The 19856-nt window shown below is 37.3% G+C and carries 18 protein-coding genes; 8 read left to right on the top strand and 10 right to left on the bottom strand.

The genetic code is table 11. The annotated features are described in order from the left end of the window. From ACM44_RS15870 to ACM44_RS11780, 5 genes are all read left to right on the top strand, one after another. Positions 1-146, top strand: a 146-nt coding sequence (locus tag ACM44_RS15870) for a transposase (protein ID WP_048500245.1), incomplete at its 5' end; no start/stop codon positions are given. Between the two features lie 141 nt (positions 147-287). After that, positions 288-899: a WbqC family protein gene (locus tag ACM44_RS11795; RefSeq protein WP_048500244.1), complete on the top strand. Its 612-nt coding sequence runs from the start codon at positions 288-290 to the stop codon at positions 897-899. A 10-nt stretch (positions 900-909) separates the two neighbouring features. Then, a complete protein-coding gene (locus ACM44_RS11790) occupies positions 910-2643 on the top strand; it encodes a S8 family serine peptidase (RefSeq protein WP_048500243.1) in 1734 nt (577 codons plus the stop codon). Positions 2644-2750: 107 nt separating this feature from the next. Continuing rightward, positions 2751-3230: a lipocalin family protein gene (locus ACM44_RS11785; RefSeq protein ID WP_048500242.1), complete on the top strand. Its 480-nt coding sequence runs from the start codon at positions 2751-2753 to the stop codon at positions 3228-3230. 21 nt (positions 3231-3251) lie between these two features. Then, positions 3252-3947, top strand: coding sequence for an OmpA family protein (locus ACM44_RS11780; RefSeq protein ID WP_048500241.1), 696 nt, complete (start codon positions 3252-3254; stop codon positions 3945-3947). Positions 3948-4189: 242 nt separating this feature from the next. On the opposite strand, the gene ACM44_RS11775 is transcribed toward ACM44_RS11780, so the two are convergent. The 10 genes from ACM44_RS11775 to ACM44_RS11735 all read right to left on the bottom strand — a co-directional run bounded on the left by ACM44_RS11775 (position 4190) and on the right by ACM44_RS11735 (position 14877). Beyond that, positions 4190-5017 carry an RteC domain-containing protein gene (locus ACM44_RS11775; protein ID WP_048500240.1) on the bottom strand — a complete coding sequence of 276 codons (828 nt, stop codon included), beginning with the start codon at positions 5015-5017 and terminating at the stop codon, positions 4190-4192. Between the two features lie 78 nt (positions 5018-5095). Continuing rightward, a complete protein-coding gene (locus ACM44_RS11770) occupies positions 5096-6832 on the bottom strand; it encodes an ATP-binding protein (RefSeq protein WP_048500239.1) in 1737 nt (578 codons plus the stop codon). 1 nt (position 6833) lies between these two features. Continuing rightward, a complete protein-coding gene (locus ACM44_RS11765; RefSeq protein WP_048500238.1) occupies positions 6834-7955 on the bottom strand; it encodes a sensor protein KdpD in 1122 nt (373 codons plus the stop codon). A 78-nt stretch (positions 7956-8033) separates the two neighbouring features. Then, positions 8034-9116 (bottom strand): porin, encoded by a 1083-nt coding sequence (locus ACM44_RS11760; protein WP_048500237.1) that lies wholly within the window; start codon positions 9114-9116, stop codon positions 8034-8036. A gap of 102 nt (positions 9117-9218) precedes the next feature. Beyond that, a complete protein-coding gene (locus ACM44_RS11755) occupies positions 9219-9779 on the bottom strand; it encodes a K(+)-transporting ATPase subunit C (RefSeq protein WP_048500236.1) in 561 nt (186 codons plus the stop codon). 22 nt (positions 9780-9801) lie between these two features. Next, the gene (gene kdpB / locus ACM44_RS11750; RefSeq protein WP_048500235.1) at positions 9802-11811 is read right to left on the bottom strand and encodes a potassium-transporting ATPase subunit KdpB; all 2010 of its coding nucleotides are present in this window, start codon (positions 11809-11811) and stop codon (positions 9802-9804) included. Positions 11812-11831: 20 nt separating this feature from the next. After that, the gene (gene kdpA, locus ACM44_RS11745; protein WP_048500234.1) at positions 11832-13520 is read right to left on the bottom strand and encodes a potassium-transporting ATPase subunit KdpA; all 1689 of its coding nucleotides are present in this window, start codon (positions 13518-13520) and stop codon (positions 11832-11834) included. A 242-nt stretch (positions 13521-13762) separates the two neighbouring features. Further along, positions 13763-13840, bottom strand: coding sequence for a K(+)-transporting ATPase subunit F (kdpF, locus tag ACM44_RS15965; protein ID WP_081623247.1), 78 nt, complete (start codon positions 13838-13840; stop codon positions 13763-13765). Beyond that, the gene (locus ACM44_RS11740) at positions 13837-14220 is read right to left on the bottom strand and encodes a DUF7674 family protein (RefSeq protein ID WP_048500233.1); all 384 of its coding nucleotides are present in this window, start codon (positions 14218-14220) and stop codon (positions 13837-13839) included. Before ACM44_RS11740 ends, kdpF begins: the two co-directional genes overlap by 4 nt. Before the next feature lie 297 nt (positions 14221-14517). Continuing rightward, entirely contained in the window at positions 14518-14877 is a 360-nt protein-coding gene (locus ACM44_RS11735) for a DUF7674 family protein (protein ID WP_048500232.1), read from the bottom strand. A gap of 563 nt (positions 14878-15440) precedes the next feature. On the opposite strand from ACM44_RS11735, the gene nhaA reads away from it, so the two are divergent. Genes nhaA through ACM44_RS11715 form a run of 3 tightly spaced genes read left to right on the top strand, consistent with a single transcriptional unit; the run spans position 15441 to position 19846 of the window. Further along, the gene (gene nhaA, locus ACM44_RS11725) at positions 15441-16772 is read left to right on the top strand and encodes a Na+/H+ antiporter NhaA (protein WP_048500230.1); all 1332 of its coding nucleotides are present in this window, start codon (positions 15441-15443) and stop codon (positions 16770-16772) included. Positions 16773-16782: 10 nt separating this feature from the next. Continuing rightward, positions 16783-18090 carry a DUF389 domain-containing protein gene (locus tag ACM44_RS11720; RefSeq protein WP_048500229.1) on the top strand — a complete coding sequence of 436 codons (1308 nt, stop codon included), beginning with the start codon at positions 16783-16785 and terminating at the stop codon, positions 18088-18090. A 16-nt stretch (positions 18091-18106) separates the two neighbouring features. Further along, positions 18107-19846 carry a TrkH family potassium uptake protein gene (locus ACM44_RS11715; protein ID WP_221247321.1) on the top strand — a complete coding sequence of 580 codons (1740 nt, stop codon included), beginning with the start codon at positions 18107-18109 and terminating at the stop codon, positions 19844-19846. Positions 19847-19856: the final 10 nt, after the last annotated feature.

Raw genomic sequence — 19856 nt, 5'->3', positions numbered from 1 at the left:
ACGACATCCTGAACTACTTCAACCACAGGAGTACAAACGCTTCTGCGGAATCGTTCAACGCCAAAATCAAAAACTTCAGAATGCAGCTCAGGGGAGTGAAGGACAGGTCGTTTTTCCTGTTCAGATTATCGAAACTTTTTGCCTAATCCCCCAAGTTTTGTACTTGATCCGAAATTTGTTTTTTGTGTATATGAAAATGAGATCCATTTTTTGGGTTTTTAAAACGAAATCTTATACTTTATTAGCGGTTAATTTCTAAATTTGCCTACTTAAAACAACTAAATAATTTGGAAATCCTACTCCCCATTTTTTATCTGCCTCCAATTTCTTGGTTTTCGGTCTTCCTCAAAGAAGAAAACGAGATCACTTTTGAGCAAAATGAAAATTTCCCGAAACAGACCTACCGCAACCGGTGCAATATTTATGGTGCGAACGGCAAACTTTCTTTGATCATACCAATCAGTCATAATGGGAAAAGACGCTTGAGCGAAATCGAGATTTCCCATCGGGAAAACTGGCAATCCCTACACTGGAAATCGATTAAAACCGCTTATCAAAGTTCGCCTTATTTTGAATTTTACGAGGACCGCCTTGAAGAAATTTTTGATTTCAAGACAACTTCACTTATAGAATTTAATTTGAATGCCTTGAAAATTATTCAAAATATTTTGAAAACCGAAAAGGCCTATTATTTGAATAGTGAGTATGTCAAAGATCCCATAAAAATGGATTTTAGGGAAAAGTTTTCGGCAAAACAGGAATCAGAATTTGAAATGGAAGCTTATTATCAGACTTTCTCGGAGAAAATGGGATTTCTGGCAGATCTTTCAATTCTTGATCTGATCTGTAACAAAGGACCGGAATCTTGGACTTATTTAAGAAGTATTAAGAACAAATAAATATTATCCAATGAAAAAAATATTAATTGCGGCTTGTTTTATGACGGGTTTTGCAACCTTTGCCCAAACTGCGGAATCTGCTTTGGATCCGATGAAGGATAAAGATCTGATGACATGGTACCATAAGGATTTCTCGGCGACCAATGTTTATGGAGTGAATACCCAAAATGCATACAAATATCTGGAATCTAAAGGATTAAAACCGAGAACTGTAGTGGTTGGAGTGTTGGACAGTGGAGTGCAGGTGGATCATCCAGGTCTGGTGAAAAACATGTGGAAAAATCCAAACGAAATTCCAAACAACGGTAAAGATGATGACGGAAACGGATATGTGGACGATATTTATGGCTGGAACTTCATCGGCGGCAAGAATGGAGATGTGGATGTGGACAATATGGAAGTGACGCGGGTGGTGAAAAAATACCAACCGATTTTCGAAGGAACCGATTCTTCTGCCAATAAAGCAAATCAGGCAAAAATGCCGGAAGAGTTCGCCATGTATATGAAGTCGAAAGAGATCTTCACTAAAAAAAGCATAGAGGGAAAACAAGCTTTTGAAACCTATTCCATGATCCAGAAAATGATTCCATCGATGGTTGCCATGCTGGATGGGAAAAACCTTACTCCTGAAGTGGTTGCGGCAATCAAACCAGCAACTCAGGAACAGGCGATGGCGGCTTCAGTTTTGGCACAAATCGCGCAGGATCCGGCGGTAAAGGGAAAATCCCCTGCTGAAGCACAAAAGTTTTTGGAAGACCAAATGAAGGAAGCCCTGGATTATTATGGTCCACAAGCCACAAAGCAATATAATTTGGATTATGATCCGAGAGCCTCCATGGTGGGTGATCATTACGAAGATTATTCGGAAAAATTTTACGGAAACAATCATTATGAGGGACCGGACGCAAAACACGGAACCCACGTTTCCGGAATTATAGCAGGTTATCCACAAGGAACTGAAACCCAGTACGGGGTGGCCTATAAAGTTGCCAAAATTATGACTGTTCGCGCTGTTCCCGATGGTGACGAAAGGGATAAAGATGTGGCAAATGCGATTCGATACGCGGTTGATAATGGGGCCAAAATATTAAATATGAGCTTCGGAAAACCAGTTTCTCCCGGAAAAGAATACGTGTGGGATGCATTTAAATATGCTCAGGACAAAGGAGTTCTTTTAGTTAAGGCAGCTGGAAACGAAAATGAGGATATCTCTGAAAACGTGGCTTATCCGACTAATTACAAGGATGTGAAAGATGCGAAACCTTTCATTAACAATATGATCGTGGTGGGAGCTTCCACCAATGACAACGAGTTTTTGAGGGCAAGTTTCTCCAACTACAACCAAAAAATGGTGGACGTTTTTGCACCCGGTGATAAAATCTATTCCACAGTGCCAACAAATAAATATGAATATTTGCAGGGAACTTCTATGGCTGCTCCTGTTGTAGCGGGTGGTGCGGCTGTTTTATTGGCCTACATGCCGAATTTGAAACCAGAGCAAATCATTGAGGCTTTCGTGAAGACCGCCAACAAGTCTTCCGTAAATGCGATGATCAAGTCTAACACCAACAACAGATTCGACATGATTTCTGAATCGGGTGGCGTCATTGACCTGCGAAAAGCGGCAGAATATGCTTATACCCACTTCTATAAACCGTCTCCATCAGTAGAAACTTTAAGCAAACCGGCCCCGAATAAACCGATGAAAAAGACCCTTAAGAAAGTAGTGAAAACAGGAAATTAATGCATTGATTAATACCCAAAAGAAAGTCCGTTTATTCGGGCTTTTTTTTTAACTTTACAAAAATTGGCACGGTTTTTTGTAATTCTTAACCAATTAAATTTACTACTATGAAAAATTTACTACTTGCAGGAATTTTCGGTGCAGCATTCACCGTTTCTTGTTCCACGGCCAAAACAGCTCAGACAAACAGAGCAGAATTCTTAAAATTGAAAGGAACCTGGGAAATAACCAGTGTAGATTATGACCATAACTTCAAAATCAAACCTTTTGATGAAGGCGTGGACATTCAGTGCTTCGTGGGAAGTCAATGGCATCTCATCCCGAACAACTGGACCGGTTCTTATACATTAAGCGGCACCGGATCTTGCCCAAATACGGTGATGCCCATCAAGTTTGAAGTGGTAAACGGAAACCAGTTCCAGTTCAAGAAAATACTGGAAGGGTCTAAAGCAAAATCAGTCATTCAAGGTTACACATTGGAACTTACCAACCAATCTACGGATCAGTTCACTCTGGTCGACAATATCAATTCTGGCGGACAAAACGTGAGAGTTCAGTATAACTTTGCCAGAACCGGAATTAAATAATAACTGTTAAAATCAAAAATTATGAAACTTATCAACAGGACAAATATTGCTGCAGTACTTTTCTCAGCCTCTTTACTCAGCTTCACGGGTTGTGAATCAGTGAAGAATGCCAATAACCAACAAAAAGGAACCGTGATCGGAACTGCCGCAGGAGCAGTGATTGGTGGTATTCTTGGTAACAATATCGGTAAAGGTGGAAATGCCCCTATCGGTGCGGTTTTAGGTGGGATTGTCGGAGGTGTTGCAGGAAATGTAATCGGTGCGAAAATGGATAAGCAGGCCAAAGAAATCAAGGAAACTTTGCCAGGTGCAGAAGTGGAAAGAGTGGGAGAAGGTATCAAGGTAACTTTGAAGGAAAACATGGTCAACTTCGCATTTGATAAATCTGATTTACAGCCATTGGCAAAAAGCAATCTCGACAAACTTGCAGAAGTCTTGAAAAACAATCCGGATACCAATATCAATATCTATGGATATACCGATTCCAAAGGAACAGATTCATATAACCTGGCGTTATCTGACAGAAGGGCGGCTTCTGTGAAAACCTACCTGATTTCCAAAGGAATCGCAAGCAGCAGAATGAACACTATGGGAATGGGTGAAGCCAATCCTATTGCGACCAACGATACCGATGCAGGCAGAGCGCAAAACAGACGAGTTGAATTTGCAATCACCGCCAATGAGAAAATGATTAATGAAGCACAGCAGGGAAATTAATCCACGAAATAAATTCTACCCAATTTAAAGTCCGCTTTGGCGGATTTTTTTTATTTTAAAGTTTTCAGGAAAAAGCTGTATCGGTTGAATACTAAGCTTTTATATGGATAATCAACGATTACAAGGTAACGATTTGGTAACGGTGCTTATTGCTTTGCTTTTCAACGTGTTTCCGTTAGCTCATAGCAAATATATGAAATTTAATTCTGTTCTATATAGTTTAAAGAAAATGATTTTAAAATCTATTTTTCATACTCTTCTATCTTTCGAGCCAAACTAAGTTTAAGGATATCAATAAATTTTGTACGATTTATTTTTCGAGATTTAATTTCCATAAACGTATGGTAAAAATCACCTAATTCGATATTGAAAACGCTTTCAAAATACTTTGCAATATGCTTTACATCTGCATTTCCATTTTCGAATACTCCTTGGGAGTGCAATGCATAAACTAACTCTATTAATGCAGTTTTACTTGCAGTCCAATTTAAATTTGAATGATTTATTGGTTTGCTCCTTTTTTGTAAGTGGGAAAGTCGATCCTCCAAATAGACTTGTATTAAATCATTTGCCAAAATTTTTGCAACTTTATAATCGTGGGATGTTGAAAAATTATGATCTGATTCAAAAAAATATGTGTCAAGGCTAAGCTTGATATCATGTTTACCCCTTACAAAATATTTTTGATCCATATAAGTGCTATTCGTTCTACAGTATTTATAAAATTCCAAATTATTATCAAAGTATTTTTTCAGCCTTATTTGTTCGTTGCTAAGATACTTTTTTATTAATTTATATGAGCCGTGAGGTTTTTTCGATTCAATCTTAAAAATAGCATTATAGTATATTAATTTAGACAAAATATCTGGCTTCAGTTTTTTAAAGAAATATATTTCATCTTCTTCTTTGTCAAATCCTTTTTCCAGAACATATAGTTTAACTTCCTTAAGATAATTTAGGATGAGAGAAACGGATGCCTCTGCCAGCTGAATTGGTTCATCAAACTCAATTTTATATACTTCAATTCGTTCATCAAGTTCTTTTAGTTTATCTCTATAAAATTTATGCATTTGAAAAATATGATATAAATGTCAACAACGAACCAAATTATATTAGCTCGGACACTTAAAATTATTGGTATTAATATGTTAGAAGTCTTTATCTATGGAATTGAGCGTAAAGCAAAAAGTACTACCAGCACCATATTCACTCTCTACCCATATTTTTCCTCCCTGAGCTTCAATAAACTCTTTGCTGATACTTAATCCTAATCCTGTACCTTCTTTTTTGGTGCCAGGAATACGGAAATAACGTTCGAAAATCTTACTCAAAAATTGAGGTTGTATTCCTTGACCAGTATCTGTTACGGAAAATCGTATTTGATTTTCTGTCTTTTCAACTTTGACATCAATTGTCGAATTCTCATACGAATACCGAACGGCATTGGAGATGAGATTAGTAAGAACCCATGCTGTTTTTTCACTGTCGGCCGCAACCAGTGCATTATCTTCTATATCAACATCAATTTTGATATTCTTATGTTCAGCAGCAGATTTATTGGCATTAACAGCATATTCAATCATAGGCTTAATCTCAGAACTAATTAAGTTTATTTGAATAGCCCCACTTTCAACCTGTGTGATGTTTAGCAGCTCTCCGGTAATTCTTAAAAGGCGGTCAGCATCGTCTTTTATACCATTAACCAATCCTTTTTGTTCTTCATTTAAGTGACCGGTCTTTTCATTCTCCAGAATTTGAATACCTAACTGCATCGACGAAATAGGTGTTTTAAATTCATGGGAAACAGTTCCCATAAAATTGGTCTTTGCCAGATCCAGCTCTTTAAATGGTGTGATATTTCTCAGAAGAATAACCTGACCGATAAACTCACTGTCTGCCTCTCCGGTTGGAACGATGTTGATATCCACCACCTCTTTTTCAAAATAGCTTTCTTTTCTGTCGGCATAAATCTTTAATTGTTCAGATTTAGCATTTTCGGGCTTTGGAAGAAAAAGATCCTTAATGATATTTCTAATTAAATCATTGTTAACGGCTATATCCTGTATTTGTTTACCAATGAATTCTTCTTTTTTTAGACCGCAAATATTCAAAGCTTCTTCATTAGCGAAAAGCACTTTTTTGTTTTCATCGATACCGATAACGGGATCATGAAGATTATCAATCAAAGTTTCAATTCGTTTTTTGCCTTTTAGAATTTTATCGAGTTTACTCTCAGAATATTCTTCCAGCTTCTCCGCCATCGTGTTGAATGATTTTGCCAAGTCACCAAACTCATTATGGCTTTCAAAATGCACCCTTTTTTTGTAATTCTGCCCAGCTATTTCTTTTATACTATCGGTAAGTTCCTTAATCGGATTGGCTATATTAGAAGGCAAATTGACCAATAAAATAAATGCAATCAGGAAACATAGTGAGCCAGTAACTGAAATGATGACAATTGCTTTTTGAGCTGTATCGTCGGCTATATCACTTTTCCGGTTGATAGCTTCCATGTTCAGACGCATCAATTCCGTGATGTCTTTCCTTATCGATGATATAACTACAGAATCGTCAGGGTTTTCTTTTAAATCTTTAAAATGTTTAACGATAAGATTGGTAGCTTCGACTTCTCCAATCTCCGTTACATTCTGCTTTTGCAGATCGAGATTTTTTTGAAAAGTATCTACAGCGGATTTGTCTGAACGAACATCTTCCAAAGACAACAGCATGTTCCGAGCATACTGTAAAGTATTGTAATTGGCAACTAAGATATTATTAGTGTCTTTTTTTAGTTGGTTTACATACCAGCCACTAACAATTGCCAGTGCCAGTATCAATAAAAATAGAGCACCAACTCCAACCGTTAATTTTGCTTTAATTTTCATTTTACGAAAGTATTACGAGATCAATATTTTCTTGTGACAGCTTGTTGAGTAAAGCATTGAATGTGTCAGTTGCTAATATAATCTTAGCCAAGTTTAAATGTGGCTTACCGATACAGACGGTGGTTATCTTACGATCTTCACATTCTTTGATGATTGCCTTAGTGGTATTTTTGGCTTTAACCTTAATTATTTCTGCTCCTAATTCAGTAGCTAATTTAAAATTATTAATCAAATGTCGCTGTTTATCCAGAGCAATTTTATCCGGGCTCTCTTTCGGCACCTGCACATACATCACGTACCATTTACTGTTGTAATAATTTGCTAATCGTGCCGTTTTTCGAATGATGTTTTTGGCTGTTTTTTCATTTGAACTGATGCATGCCAGAAAACGTTCCTTTTTGATGCTTCTTGTAAGTACAACTTCAGTTTCTACTTTTCGCTGTACTTGCGAGGCTACTTCTTTTAACGCCAACTCACGCAGCTGCAAAATGTGTTCGCTCTTAAAAAAATTATTAAGTGCTGCCGTTATTTTGGAGCTTTCATAGATTTTTCCGGCTTTTAAACGATCGATCAAATCTTCTGCAGTAAGGTCGATATTCACCACCTCATCAGCCTGAGCAACTACGCTGTCGGGAATACGTTCCTGTACATCAATTCCTGTAATTTCCCGCACTTCTTCATTTAAACTTTCAATGTGTTGAATATTGACTGCACTGATGACATTGATACCAGCATCTAAAATATCAAGCACATCCTGCCATCGCTTTTCATTTTTGCTTCCTTCAATATTGGTATGAGCCAATTCATCTACAATCACCACTTCCGGACGAAGGTTTATAATGGCTTGCAAATCCAGTTCTTCTAATTCTTTCCCTTTATAGAAAAGTTTTCTGCGTGGAATGATCGGAAGCCCATCCAATAAAGCATGGGTTTCAGGTCTTCTGTGTGTTTCGATATATCCGATCTTGACATCGATACCGTTTCGCAATAGTGTGTGTGCTTCCTGCAACATCCGATAGGTTTTACCCACGCCAGCACTCATCCCGATATAGAGCTTGAATTTCCCTCTTCTGGATTTTTGAATGAGGTCTAAAAAATGTTCTGCACTTTTTCTTTCGTCCATACAATCTGTTTGCTTATATAAATTTACAAATTCCCCTTAGACAAATTGTCAAGGGGAATCATTAGTAAATGGAAATATTTAGAAACGTATAGCCAGCGATGTAACTGCCATAACGTTGTCTTTTTTCATATTGTCATCTCTGTTTAAGAAAATGGCATCTTTACTATTTAAGCTTTTAACTTCTGTTCTCCATACCAAATTAGGCAGAATTTGATAATCAACGTTGAGTGAAGCCCCAAAAGTTTGAAATCCGTTTTCCGTTCCCGAATTGATGATAACGCCATTCTTATCATGGTAATATTCTCCTCTTGCAGCGATACTTACTTTTTCAGTCGGGCTGTATTTGGCAATCAGTACAGGAGTATACCATGTATCGTAGTCATCACTTGCTTTTTCTTTCTGTTGTGCTCCGATATCAAAGCCAGCGATCAATGCAAATTGATTACTGATCTGAAACTGGCCGTACAGATTGTGGAAATAACGCATCTTACGCTCGTCATCAGGGAAGTCACTGCCTATGAAAGAGCTACTGTTTAAAGTCACCTTATCTGATGGGCGGTAGGTTAACTGATGTCCGAAGCCTGGTGTGCTATTGCCTTCAACACGTTGGATACGTTGCCAGCCATTCAACACCAATAGGGACATATTCCATTTACCATTATCGGTAGCATACGACAACTTAGCTCCGGTTTCAAAATAGGGCGAATTATCTGCCATCATACTTCTTGTCAATGCAAAGCAGTCCGCTCCGATAGCACTTTCAAAGCCAATGTGAGATGGCAGTATACCTGCATCTAACCATAAATTCTTCGTTTTAGATAGTTTCACGCCTACATTTGCTTCATATATATTTTTCAGCACGCCTTCTTCAGCTGCATAATTGGCATTCATATAAGAACCTACTCCAAGAGCCAGATTGGCTCTCATATTTTCTGTTTCATAAGCTGCTTTTATAAATCCTAAATTTAAACTCACTTCATTGTTACGATTGTGGCTGTACACAAATCCCGGTCTGGTATTGGATTTCGGGTTATTAAAATCCTGCTGATAATATACTTCTGCATATCCACTGATGGTTAACGGCTTTTTTTCAGTTTCCTGAGCACATACACTTCCTGTTGCTCCCAACAGAATCGCTGAGAACATAATTATTTTTTTCATTTTTGAATTATTAAAATTTTACTGTTTATTGAATACTCCTACAAGGCATTTTCAATGGCTACACATACATTTGAAAACCTGTAAGTTTTTTTTAGGAATTACTTATTTAAGTTGATCCAGAGCGATATTTAATTTAAGCACATTGATCTTTTCAGGACCAAACATTCCCCACAAAGGTTTTTCTGTTTGTTCATCAATTAATTGATTCAATTTAACCTCATCAATACCCCTTGTTTCAGCGATTCGTGCTACCTGTACCTTGGCAGCCTGAACGGAAAAGTTCGGATCCAGTCCACTTCCGCTAGCCGTAACCAGATCAACAGGTATTTCAGATTTATCGATTCTCGGATTGTGCACTAAAAAAGTATCAATTCTTGCCTGAACTTCTGCCAAGTATTCCTCATTAGAAGGGCCTTTGTTACTACCTCCTGAACCAGCTGCATTGTAATCTACGGCCGATGGTCTTGACCAGAAATACTTATCCTCTGTAAAAGACTGACCAATATTGACATAATGTTTCTTTCCGTTGTGTTCTATAATTTCTCCTTTTCCAGCATTAGGAGCAAACTGTGCGATACCCCAGACTGCAAGTGGATAAATGACTGTAAAAAACAGGATCATAACAACAGTCAATTTTATTGCGGGCAAAATATGTTTTTTCATTTTATCTAAATTTTATAAAGGATTAAAAGAAAACGGATATAAGCATATCTATCAGCTTGATTCCAACAAAAGGTATCAGTACACCGCCTAAACCATAAATAAACAGGTTTCTTCGAAGTAATGCACTTGCTCCAATAGGTTTGTAAGCTACACCTTTCAATGCTAATGGAATCAACATCGGAATGATGATTGCGTTGAAAATTACAGCTGATAGTATTGCACTTTCCGGACTGTGTAAATTCATAATATTCAGTCCTTGCAATGCAGGAATCGCTGTGATAAACAGTGCTGGAATGATGGCAAAATACTTAGCCACATCATTCGCAATACTGAAAGTAGTCAATGTACCACGGGTCATCAACAATTGTTTCCCGATTTCTACCACTTCAATCAATTTGGTCGGGTCGTTATCCAGATCGACCATGTTTCCGGCTTCTTTGGCAGCCTGTGTACCAGAGTTCATTGCTACACCAACATCAGCCTGAGCCAATGCCGGGGCATCATTGGTTCCATCCCCCATCATAGCGACCAAGCGACCTTCTGACTGTTCCTTTTTGATGTAATTCATCTTGTCTTCAGGTTTTGCTTCCGCAATAAAATCGTCTACACCTGCTTTTTCAGCGATAAATTTAGCCGTCAAAGGATTGTCACCCGTTACCATGACGGTTTTGATACCCATTTTACGCAGACGTTCAAAACGCTCCTGGATACCCGGTTTAATGATGTCCTGTAGCTCAATTACACCCAAAGCAATTTCATTCTCTGATACAACCAACGGCGTACCGCCATTAGAAGAGATGGCTTTTACTCTTTCTTCGACCTCTTTTGGAAAGCTATTACCTGCTTTTGTAACCAGATTTTTTATTGCGTCGGTTGCACCTTTTCGAATACGTGTATTTTCATAATCAATTCCTGAACTTCTTGTTTCAGCTGTAAACTTGATGAATTGAGGATTTCTAACTTCATAACTTAACGGATTGATCCCTGCTAATTCGATAATCGATTTCCCTTCAGGAGTTTCATCAGCCATAGAACTTAGTACAGCTGCTTTTATAAGTTTTTTCTCGTCAATACCATTGGCTGGGTGAAAATGGGTTGCTTTACGGTTACCAATCGTGATCGTACCGGTTTTATCCAACAGCAGCACATCGATATCACCTGCAGTTTCGACCGCTTTACCACTTTTGGTAATCACATTAGCTCTCAAAGCTCTGTCCATACCCGCGATACCGATTGCGGATAACAATCCACCAATGGTAGTCGGGATAAGACATACAAATAGAGAGATAAAAGAAGCAATGGTAATCGTTACGTTGGCATAATCAGCAAATGGTTTCAAAGTCACACATACGATGATGAATACCAATGTAAATCCTGCCAGCAGAATCGTTAAAGCTATTTCATTTGGTGTCTTTTGTCGGGCAGCACCTTCTACCAAAGCAATCATCTTATCCAGAAAACTCTCACCCGGTTGCGTTGTAACCTGCACCACGATTTTATCGGACAAAACTTTGGTACCACCGGTAACTGAACTTTTGTCGCCACCTGCCTCACGGATCACAGGTGCAGATTCTCCGGTAATTGCACTTTCATCGATGGTCGCTAAGCCTTCAATAATTTCCCCATCAGAAGGAATGATGTCGCCAGCTTCACAGATGAAAACATCGCCTTTTTGTAATTGAGCAGAGGAGATCGTTTTCCCATTTTTTAATCTTGCAGGCGTTTCTTCTCTTGTCTTACGCAAACTATCCGCTTGTGCTTTACCTCTTGCCTCAGCAATTGCCTCAGCAAAATTGGCAAATAACAGGGTAAACAAAAGGATAATAAAGACGGTAAAATTATAACCAAAACTTCCTTGTCCCTGAGCTCCTGCCAATGTCCATAAACTCACGGATAGCATAACCAATGTGCCGATCCATACGGTAAACATAACCGGATTACGGAACATGGTTTTCGGATTAAGTTTCACAAAAGATTGTTTCAGTGCTTCCTGAACCATATCTTTTTGAAACAATGATGTATTATTGTTCATTTCTAAATTCTTTAATCAGTTTAATAAAGTGAAAAGTACTCTGCAATAGGACCTAATGCCAATACGGGGAAGAATGCTAAAGCAGCTACGATTGCGATTACAGCGAATACCATTAGTCCGAAAGTTGCCGTATCGGTTTTTAGGGTTCCGTCTCCCTCCGGTATAAATTTCTTTTGAGCTAACAAGCCTGCAATGGCAACCGGACCTATGATTGGTAAAAATCTTGAAAGGATAAGTACAAATCCTGTTGCAATATTCCACCAAGGTGTATTATCTCCCAATCCTTCAAAACCACTACCATTATTGGCAGATGACGAAGTGAACTCGTATAGCATTTCACTCAATCCGTGAAATCCCGGGTTATTTAGAGAGTCCATAGTATATTGTGGTGATGCAGCGGCTAATGCTGTTCCTACTAATATCAGGAAAGGATGAAGCAAGGCAATAATCATCGCTATTTTCATTTCTCTTGCCTCCACTTTTTTACCTAAGAATTCAGGTGTTCTTCCTACCATCAATCCACTGATAAATACAGCAAGAATGATGAAAATAAAGAAGTTAAGTATTCCTACACCGACTCCACCGTAAAACGCATTGATCATCATTGCCAATAGCTCATTCATTCCTGACAATGCCATTGAGCTATCGTGCATAGAGTTTACTGACCCTGTAGAGATTACAGTGGTGACAATGCTCCAAAAGCCAGATGCAGGAGCTCCTAATCGAATTTCCTTTCCTTCCATTGCTCCAAGAGAATTATCAATTCCCATAGCTGCAATAGCAGGATTTCCGTTCATTTCCATGTTGATATTTGGAATGGTCAGCATTAAAAAACCTACTGTCATTACACCGAATATCATCCACGATAATTTTCTTCTTCTGATAAAATAGCCAAAGGCAAAGATCATCGCTAATGGTACGATCAGCTGAGCCACCATTTCGACCATATTGGATAGGTAGGATGGATTTTCAAACGGATGGGCAGAATTCACTCCAAAGAATCCACCTCCGTTGGTTCCTACGTGTTTAATAGGCACAAATGCTGCTGCGGGCCCTCTTGATACTTCCACAGAATCACCTTGTAAAGTGGTAATAGCGTCTTTACCTTCAAAAGTCATCGGAACTCCATCGAATGCAAGAATTATGGCAATCACAAATGATACAGGTAATAAAATACGTGTACATGATTTTATAAAATTGCTGTAAAAATTCCCCAAGGTTTCAGATGATTTGTCTTTGAATGCTCTAAATAGCACTACTGCGGCAGCCATACCGGTTCCGGCACTTACAAACTGTAAGAACATTAACCAGTATTGTCCAAGATAACTTAATCCTGATTCCCCGGAATAGTGTTGCAGATTACAGTTTACCACAAATGATATCACGGTATTGAATGCAAGGTCTGCGGACATACTTGGATTGTTATCCGGATTAAGCGGGAGGCTTCCCTGCGTCATTAGAACAACCATTCCCAACAGGAACCACACCATATTGATCGTGATCATGGCTACCATCTGCTGTTTCCAGTTCATTTCTGTTTGCGGATTGATACCGCTTATTTTGTAAAAGATTCGCTCTATCGGATTAAAAATCGGATCGAGCAGCGTTTTTTCACCGCCATAGACTTTTGCAATGTATTTACCGAAGGGTATTGCAAGCAATATCGACAGGGTAAACATGACGATTATTCCTAAAATTTCTGTATTCATTTTTATTAATTAAATATGGTTTTAAACATCCATCCGAACAGCCTGACCAATGCCAATACAATCAGGAATATCAAAGCAATTCGGGCTACATCTTTCATTTCAGTAAGTATCTTTTTCATAGCAATATTTGAATTTTTAGAAAAGCCAGATAAATGATCGAAATGAAGAACAGTATCCAGAATATGATGGATACCCATTCCTTGATTTTTCCTTTTGTATCTTTCTTCATCTGCTGAAGCGTTTTAAAATTTTTCTGGTTTGAGCAATACGTAGCATATATAGACAAATACACCTATGGCTACTATGAATAATGCTGTCATAGACTTGTTTTTTGTGTTAAGTAATTTGTGTTCTGAAGCTGATAAACATGTTTCAGGTTATTGGGAATGAGCTGGTACATATAAATCCATTGTTCTGTGGTGCAACGTCTTTTCATTCCCTCAAAAGAGCGTACAAACAAATTCTCAATGATGTACTGTACATATTCATTTCCTCTTTTATGAAGCCAACCGATGAACTTAATCTTTGTCCCAATTTTCTCTATCTGTCCTTTGGAAAGCAACAGATTGATGTGGTTTACGATTGCCTGAAATATTCCCGCAAAGTTTTTTCGCATGGATAGTTCATTGATTTCTTCTTTAATTTCACCGTAGTGATGTGCCAGATAAGTACTGGCTGTGTTTTCATTTATTTCGTTCATTGATTTAAAACTTCTTTTATTTACTGAAAAACATCGCATAAAAAATACAGAAGACAATAAAAGCTAAAAGTACTTTTGCCAATATATCCCTAACTATTTCCCTGTTTGATTTTCGTTCTTTTTTCATCTGCTTATTAATTGAAAGAATAGAAAGAAAAATACAAAGCCAATCAAAATACCTGCGAATCCTCCGAGCTTTACGCAAACGGCAAACAGGACAAACAATAAGATTGCTAATACTGCTTTTTTTATTTTAGCCGACCAATGTGTTTTTATCTTTAAACTTTCATTATTTAATTAGTTTTCTAAAATGGTTTTGATATATCCTTTTCGTAATTCGATGGGAAATAAATCCATGTGTTTTTTTAGGCTTCCGGGGCTTTCTTCAAAAGACAAGGCTGTCAGAAACTCATTTTCAATGGCATTCCGCGTGTATTGATTTCCTCCCTGATACAAAAGATTTATAACTTTGGCTATCTCTTGAACACGCTCTAATTCATCTTCTAATCCAGAACCTATTTTTTGTGAACAAACTTCTGCCAGTTTATGCAGTAGCATATAGTCTGCAATAGAATCGTCCAAAGTATCCAAATCAGGAATGAGTCTTGCGGCTTCAGGAGCCCATTGTTGTATCGTATTTATGATTTTTGTTTTCATTTTATTTTAGATTTTCTCAAAGAAGTCAATTGACTTAATGAACAGACCGAAACAGGCTAAACCTGCGAGTACTAAAACTATTGTTATCATTTTTATTTATTTTTAAGTGGTACTAATGTGCTTCATAATTGCTCCAAAAATCATAACCACAATAAAGGCAAAAAGCAATAAGTGGTATGATTTTAGCCATTTTGGAAACGAAGGCGGTTCTTTCTGCTGTTTCCATTTGACATTTCTTTTCATCATTTTTAATTTCTTTTATATCCTCTATGCCAAAACTTATTCCAATAGAATTTCACAAGTAATAATAAATTGAAAATCAATATTTTATTCCAATTTCACGAAATTTATTGAAACAAAAACCTTATCAAAATGATAGGATGATTATCATTTTGATAAGAGCACAGATTTTTTGGGGATAACGAGCGAAATTCTAAAGGACTATATCACCTTGATTAATACCGGGAATCGTTTTTAATTTTATATTTTTGTACTTTATTAATCATAAAATGACTGGTTTCTAAGTCATTTTCAGCATAAATCAGAGGGATAAGCAAAGAAAGATGAATAAATTAAAAAAGACTCCTATTGAGAAAATCGTATCACCCATTCAAAGCTTTATTAAAAATGAAAAAGCAGGTGGCATTGTATTAGGAATCAGTGTGGTGATCGCATTGATATTAGCCAATTCGCCTTTAGCAGAGGAGTACTATCATATTTTGGAACATAAATTTGGATTTCAGTTAGACGGAAGTACGTATTTTGAATACAATTTGCATCATTGGATCAATGATGGTTTGATGGCTATATTTTTCTTTGTAGTGGGTTTAGAACTAAAAAGAGAAATCGTTGGTGGAGAATTATCCAATCCACGTAAAGCATTGTTACCCATCGCTGCCGCATTTGGTGGAATGGCTGTACCCGCTGCGATTTATTTATTATTGAACCCAACAGGGGAAGTTCATAGTGGATGGGGAATCCCCATGGCAACAGATATTGCTTTTGCTTTGGGTGTGCTTTATTTATTGGGAAACAGAATTCCGCTTACACTAAAAGTTTTTTTGACTGCCTTAGCTATTGTTGATGACTTAGGTGCTGTTTTGGTTATCGCTTTTTTCTATACTTCGAATATCTCCATGTTCCATCTCATTATCGGTGCTTTGGTGCTATTGGCGATGTATATCGGTAATAAAATGGGAGTTAGAAGTATTTTATTCTATGCTATCTTGGGAATTGGCGGTGTGTGGACAACCTTTTTACTTTCGGGGGTACACGCCACTATCGCAGCTGTTTTGGCAGCATTTACCATTCCGGCAGATGTGAAAATTAATGAAAAAATATTCAGTAATAACATTCAGAAACTTTTAGATAAGTTTAAAAGTATTGACCCGGATAACAGCAAACCTACTTTGACCAATGAGCAGTTACATATTCTGGAAGAAATTCAAAATAGTACGGTAGCAGCAACTCCACCATTACAACGATTAGAACATGCTATGCATCCCATGGTGACCTTTTTGATCATTCCTATTTTTGCTTTGGCAAACGCCGGTGTTTCATTGGCTATCGATATGGAACATTTATTCAGTACTAATGTAGCTTTGGGTGTTGCCTTAGGACTTTTGGTAGGTAAGGTCGTTGGAGTAGTTGGTTTTACATTGCTTTTGGTGAAGCTGAAAGTGGCTCCTTTCCCGGAAGGAATGAATGTAAGAAACCTGTTTGGTTTAGGGTTATTGGCTTCTATAGGTTTTACGATGTCGTTATTTGTAACTTCTTTGGCGTTCTCGCATGAGGAATACATGACACAGGCGAAGATTGGAATTTTTGCAGCTTCTATTATTGGCGGTATATTGGGTTATTATGTGCTGAGTAAGCAGTCTAAAAAGCAACTGTAAGTGTAAGCAAATGAGTAATAAATTATGGGACTTTATCAATCTGCACAATGGTGAAGAAGATAAACAGAAAGTTTTAGAGAATGTAACAGCCAATATCTCTTTCAGGGGGTCTAACCTATGGATATTAGCTTGTGCCATCATTATCGCTTCTGTAGGATTGAATGTCAATTCAACGGCTGTGATTATTGGAGCCATGTTGATTTCTCCTTTGATGGGACCTATTTTAGGAGCAGGATTTTCATTAGGAACTTATAATTTTCTACTATTACGGAAGAGTATTAAAAATCTTTTAATAGCCACTGTAGTCAGTTTATTGGTCTCGGCTTTTTACTTTTATGTCAGTCCGTTCAAAGATGTACAATCCGAATTATTGGCTCGTACTTCTCCGAATATTTACGATGTATTGATCGCTTTTTTTGGTGGTTTGGTGGGTGTTATTGCTATTACACGGGTTGAGAAAGGAAATCCAATTCCTGGTGTAGCCATTGCTACTGCGTTGATGCCTCCATTGTGTACGGCAGGTTATGGATTGGCTACCTTTAATTTTAGCTATTTCTTTGGTGCTTTCTACCTGTATACCATTAACTGTTTTTTTATTTGTATTGCCACGTTTTTAGTCATCAAATACTTAAAATATCCTGCTTCTGCTACCATCGAACCGAAGAATGAAAAACGTATTCGCTATGGAATTACCACCTTGATGATGATTATGATCATCCCCAGTTTTTATCTGGCGTATAATCTATTTGAAGAAAAGAAGTTTACTAAAACCGTTGAAGAATTCATCAATTCTGAATTCAATAGTAGAGGATATACGGTGATTTACAAGAAACTGAATTATAATTCCAGTCCCAAAAAAGTAGATCTGGCATTTCTGAATAAAAAGCTCAGCAAAGAAGAAATGGAAATGTATAACCGGTTATTGGATGAAAGAGGTATTCATAATACAATGCTAAACTTCAGACAGGATGATGCTGACCTTAAGTCGGAGATACTAAGTGAATTGAATAAGCAGGATGCTTCTTTGTCGGAAAAAGATGTGACCATCAACAACCTGCTACAGGAACTGAATAAATATAAAGTAAATGAACCGGGACTTGTAAGAGAACTGAACGTTCTGTTCCCTGAACTGAAAGATGTGTCTCTTGGAAAAATAGAAAAATTTTCAGGAACAGATAGTGCCAAAGTTGAATGGTTGGTTTTATATCATCTGGAAAAGGGGACAAAAGAAATTGATAAAACGAAAATGAAAAAATGGCTGAACGAGCGACTTGATGTTGATAACACATTAATCTTACAAGACACCCAATCGGAATAGCCTGAGAGAATTTTAAATGAAAGAGTTTTTATATGCCAAATGGATACAACAGCTTATTGTTGTATTGCACTTGGTCGCACTTACAGCCCTAATAGCTGATTATGGTTTTATTCTAAACCAAACCTTACAATTAAGTATCATTTCTTTGTACCTGTTTGTATTGGTTATTGGTGTTTTTTATACTGTTTTGAAATACTATTATCATCGAAAAGAATTCATATTAAGTGTTTTTATCTTTGATACATTGAGTGTTTTGTTTGTGCTTTATTGCTTGTACAAACAATTATCAACAGGGGGAATATCAGAAATAACCCATTGGATAAGGTTGGCTGTTATCTTAAAATTGGTACGGGAATTTACACGCCCGCGTCTGAGCTATAAGCGTTCTTTATTGAACCCTGCTCAATTGTTTATCATCAGTTTCATGGGACTGATTGTCGTGGGAGCCTTACTATTAATGCTGCCCAATGCAACCTATCAAGGTATCAGCTTTGTAGATGCATTATTCACTTCTACCAGTGCTGTTTGCGTAACGGGACTGATTGTAGTTGATACAAATAGTTATTTTACTGCTTTTGGACAAACCTTAATCATGCTGTTGATTCAAGCCGGTGGATTAGGGATTCTTACATTTGCCAGTTACTTCAGTTATTTCTTCAAAGGCGGATCTACTTACGAAAATCAATTGGCATTGAGTGATATGACCAATTCCGAGAAGATTGGTGAGGTTTTTACAACGGTAAAACGGATTTTAACCATTACTTTTTTAATAGAATTTATCGGAGCGATATTGATTTTCTTCAACCTAGATAAAGCTTTAATTCCGTCCTTTTCTGAAAGAGTTTATTTTTCTGTGTTTCATTCTATTTCTGCTTTCTGTAATGCAGGATTTTCAACCTTACCCAATGGAATGATGGAAGACAGTTATGTGTATAATTATCCATTACAGTTTATTATTGTCATCATCTTTGTATTCGGAGGTTTAGGTTTTCCGATTGTTATTAATTCCGTAAGATACATTAAGCATTTGATCGCAAGATACATTCTTTGGTTTGTAGAGAAAAAGAACAATTACCGCCCATGGATTTTAACTTTGAGTAATAAGATAAATTTATTGACCACTTCCATATTGATTATTTTAGGAACCGTCATTATCTACATCAAAGAATACTACAATGTACTTGGCAATCATCAAGGCTTGGGAAAGGTTGTTACCGCATTATTTACAGCAACTACACCCAGAACGGCGGGTTTTAATTCTATAGACTTTAGCCAAATGCACTTTTCATCTATCATCATTATCATTTTTTTAATGTGGGTAGGTGCATCTCCGGCTTCAACCGGTGGTGGTATTAAAACAAGTACGTTTGCCATTGCTACTTTGAACTATTTTAGTCTTGCAAAAGGAAAAACCAGAATAGAAGTCTTCAGAAGAGAAATTGCGGATATTTCCGTGAGAAGAGCTTTTGCTGTAATGAGTTTATCGCTACTGGTAATAGGAATAAGTGTCTATCTGATTTCTCATTATGATAATCATGTACCTCTTTTGGATATTGCATTTGAGAGTTTTTCGGCTTATAGCACTGTTGGGCTTAGCTTAGGAATAACCGGAGATTTAAGTAGTGAAAGTAAATTGGTTCTTATTGGAACTATGTTCGTTGGAAGGGTAAGTATGTTAACCATTCTGATTGCCTTTTTTAAGAAGGTCAGACAGGGTAACTACCATTATCCATCGGATGAAATATTAATCAACTAAAAGCAAAATT

The organism is Chryseobacterium koreense CCUG 49689 (assembly GCF_001045435.1).
Classification (GTDB): Bacteria; Bacteroidota; Bacteroidia; order Flavobacteriales; family Weeksellaceae; genus Kaistella; species Kaistella koreensis.
Note: the sequence above shows the minus strand (reverse complement) of the source record. Positions and strands in the feature narration are given on the sequence as shown.

Excerpts from the sequence above, each read along its gene's own strand:
- ACM44_RS11770 (WP_048500239.1), bottom strand. The coding sequence starts at position 6,832 with ATGAAAATTAAAGCAAAATTAACGGTTGGAGTTGGTGCTCTATTTTTA.
- ACM44_RS11780 (WP_048500241.1), top strand. The coding sequence starts at position 3,252 with ATGAAACTTATCAACAGGACAAATATTGCTGCAGTACTTTTCTCAGCC.
- ACM44_RS11775 (WP_048500240.1), bottom strand. The coding sequence starts at position 5,017 with ATGCATAAATTTTATAGAGATAAACTAAAAGAACTTGATGAACGAATT.
- ACM44_RS11735 (WP_048500232.1), bottom strand. The coding sequence starts at position 14,877 with ATGAAAACAAAAATCATAAATACGATACAACAATGGGCTCCTGAAGCC.
- ACM44_RS11715 (WP_221247321.1), top strand. The coding sequence starts at position 18,107 with ATGAAAGAGTTTTTATATGCCAAATGGATACAACAGCTTATTGTTGTA.
- ACM44_RS11760 (WP_048500237.1), bottom strand. The coding sequence starts at position 9,116 with ATGAAAAAAATAATTATGTTCTCAGCGATTCTGTTGGGAGCAACAGGA.
- kdpF (WP_081623247.1), bottom strand. The coding sequence starts at position 13,840 with ATGACAGCATTATTCATAGTAGCCATAGGTGTATTTGTCTATATATGC.
- ACM44_RS11790 (WP_048500243.1), top strand. The coding sequence starts at position 910 with ATGAAAAAAATATTAATTGCGGCTTGTTTTATGACGGGTTTTGCAACC.
- ACM44_RS11785 (WP_048500242.1), top strand. The coding sequence starts at position 2,751 with ATGAAAAATTTACTACTTGCAGGAATTTTCGGTGCAGCATTCACCGTT.
- ACM44_RS11755 (WP_048500236.1), bottom strand. The coding sequence starts at position 9,779 with ATGAAAAAACATATTTTGCCCGCAATAAAATTGACTGTTGTTATGATC.
- ACM44_RS11720 (WP_048500229.1), top strand. The coding sequence starts at position 16,783 with ATGAGTAATAAATTATGGGACTTTATCAATCTGCACAATGGTGAAGAA.
- kdpA (WP_048500234.1), bottom strand. The coding sequence starts at position 13,520 with ATGAATACAGAAATTTTAGGAATAATCGTCATGTTTACCCTGTCGATA.
- ACM44_RS11765 (WP_048500238.1), bottom strand. The coding sequence starts at position 7,955 with ATGGACGAAAGAAAAAGTGCAGAACATTTTTTAGACCTCATTCAAAAA.
- ACM44_RS11740 (WP_048500233.1), bottom strand. The coding sequence starts at position 14,220 with ATGAACGAAATAAATGAAAACACAGCCAGTACTTATCTGGCACATCAC.
- nhaA (WP_048500230.1), top strand. The coding sequence starts at position 15,441 with ATGAATAAATTAAAAAAGACTCCTATTGAGAAAATCGTATCACCCATT.
- kdpB (WP_048500235.1), bottom strand. The coding sequence starts at position 11,811 with ATGAACAATAATACATCATTGTTTCAAAAAGATATGGTTCAGGAAGCA.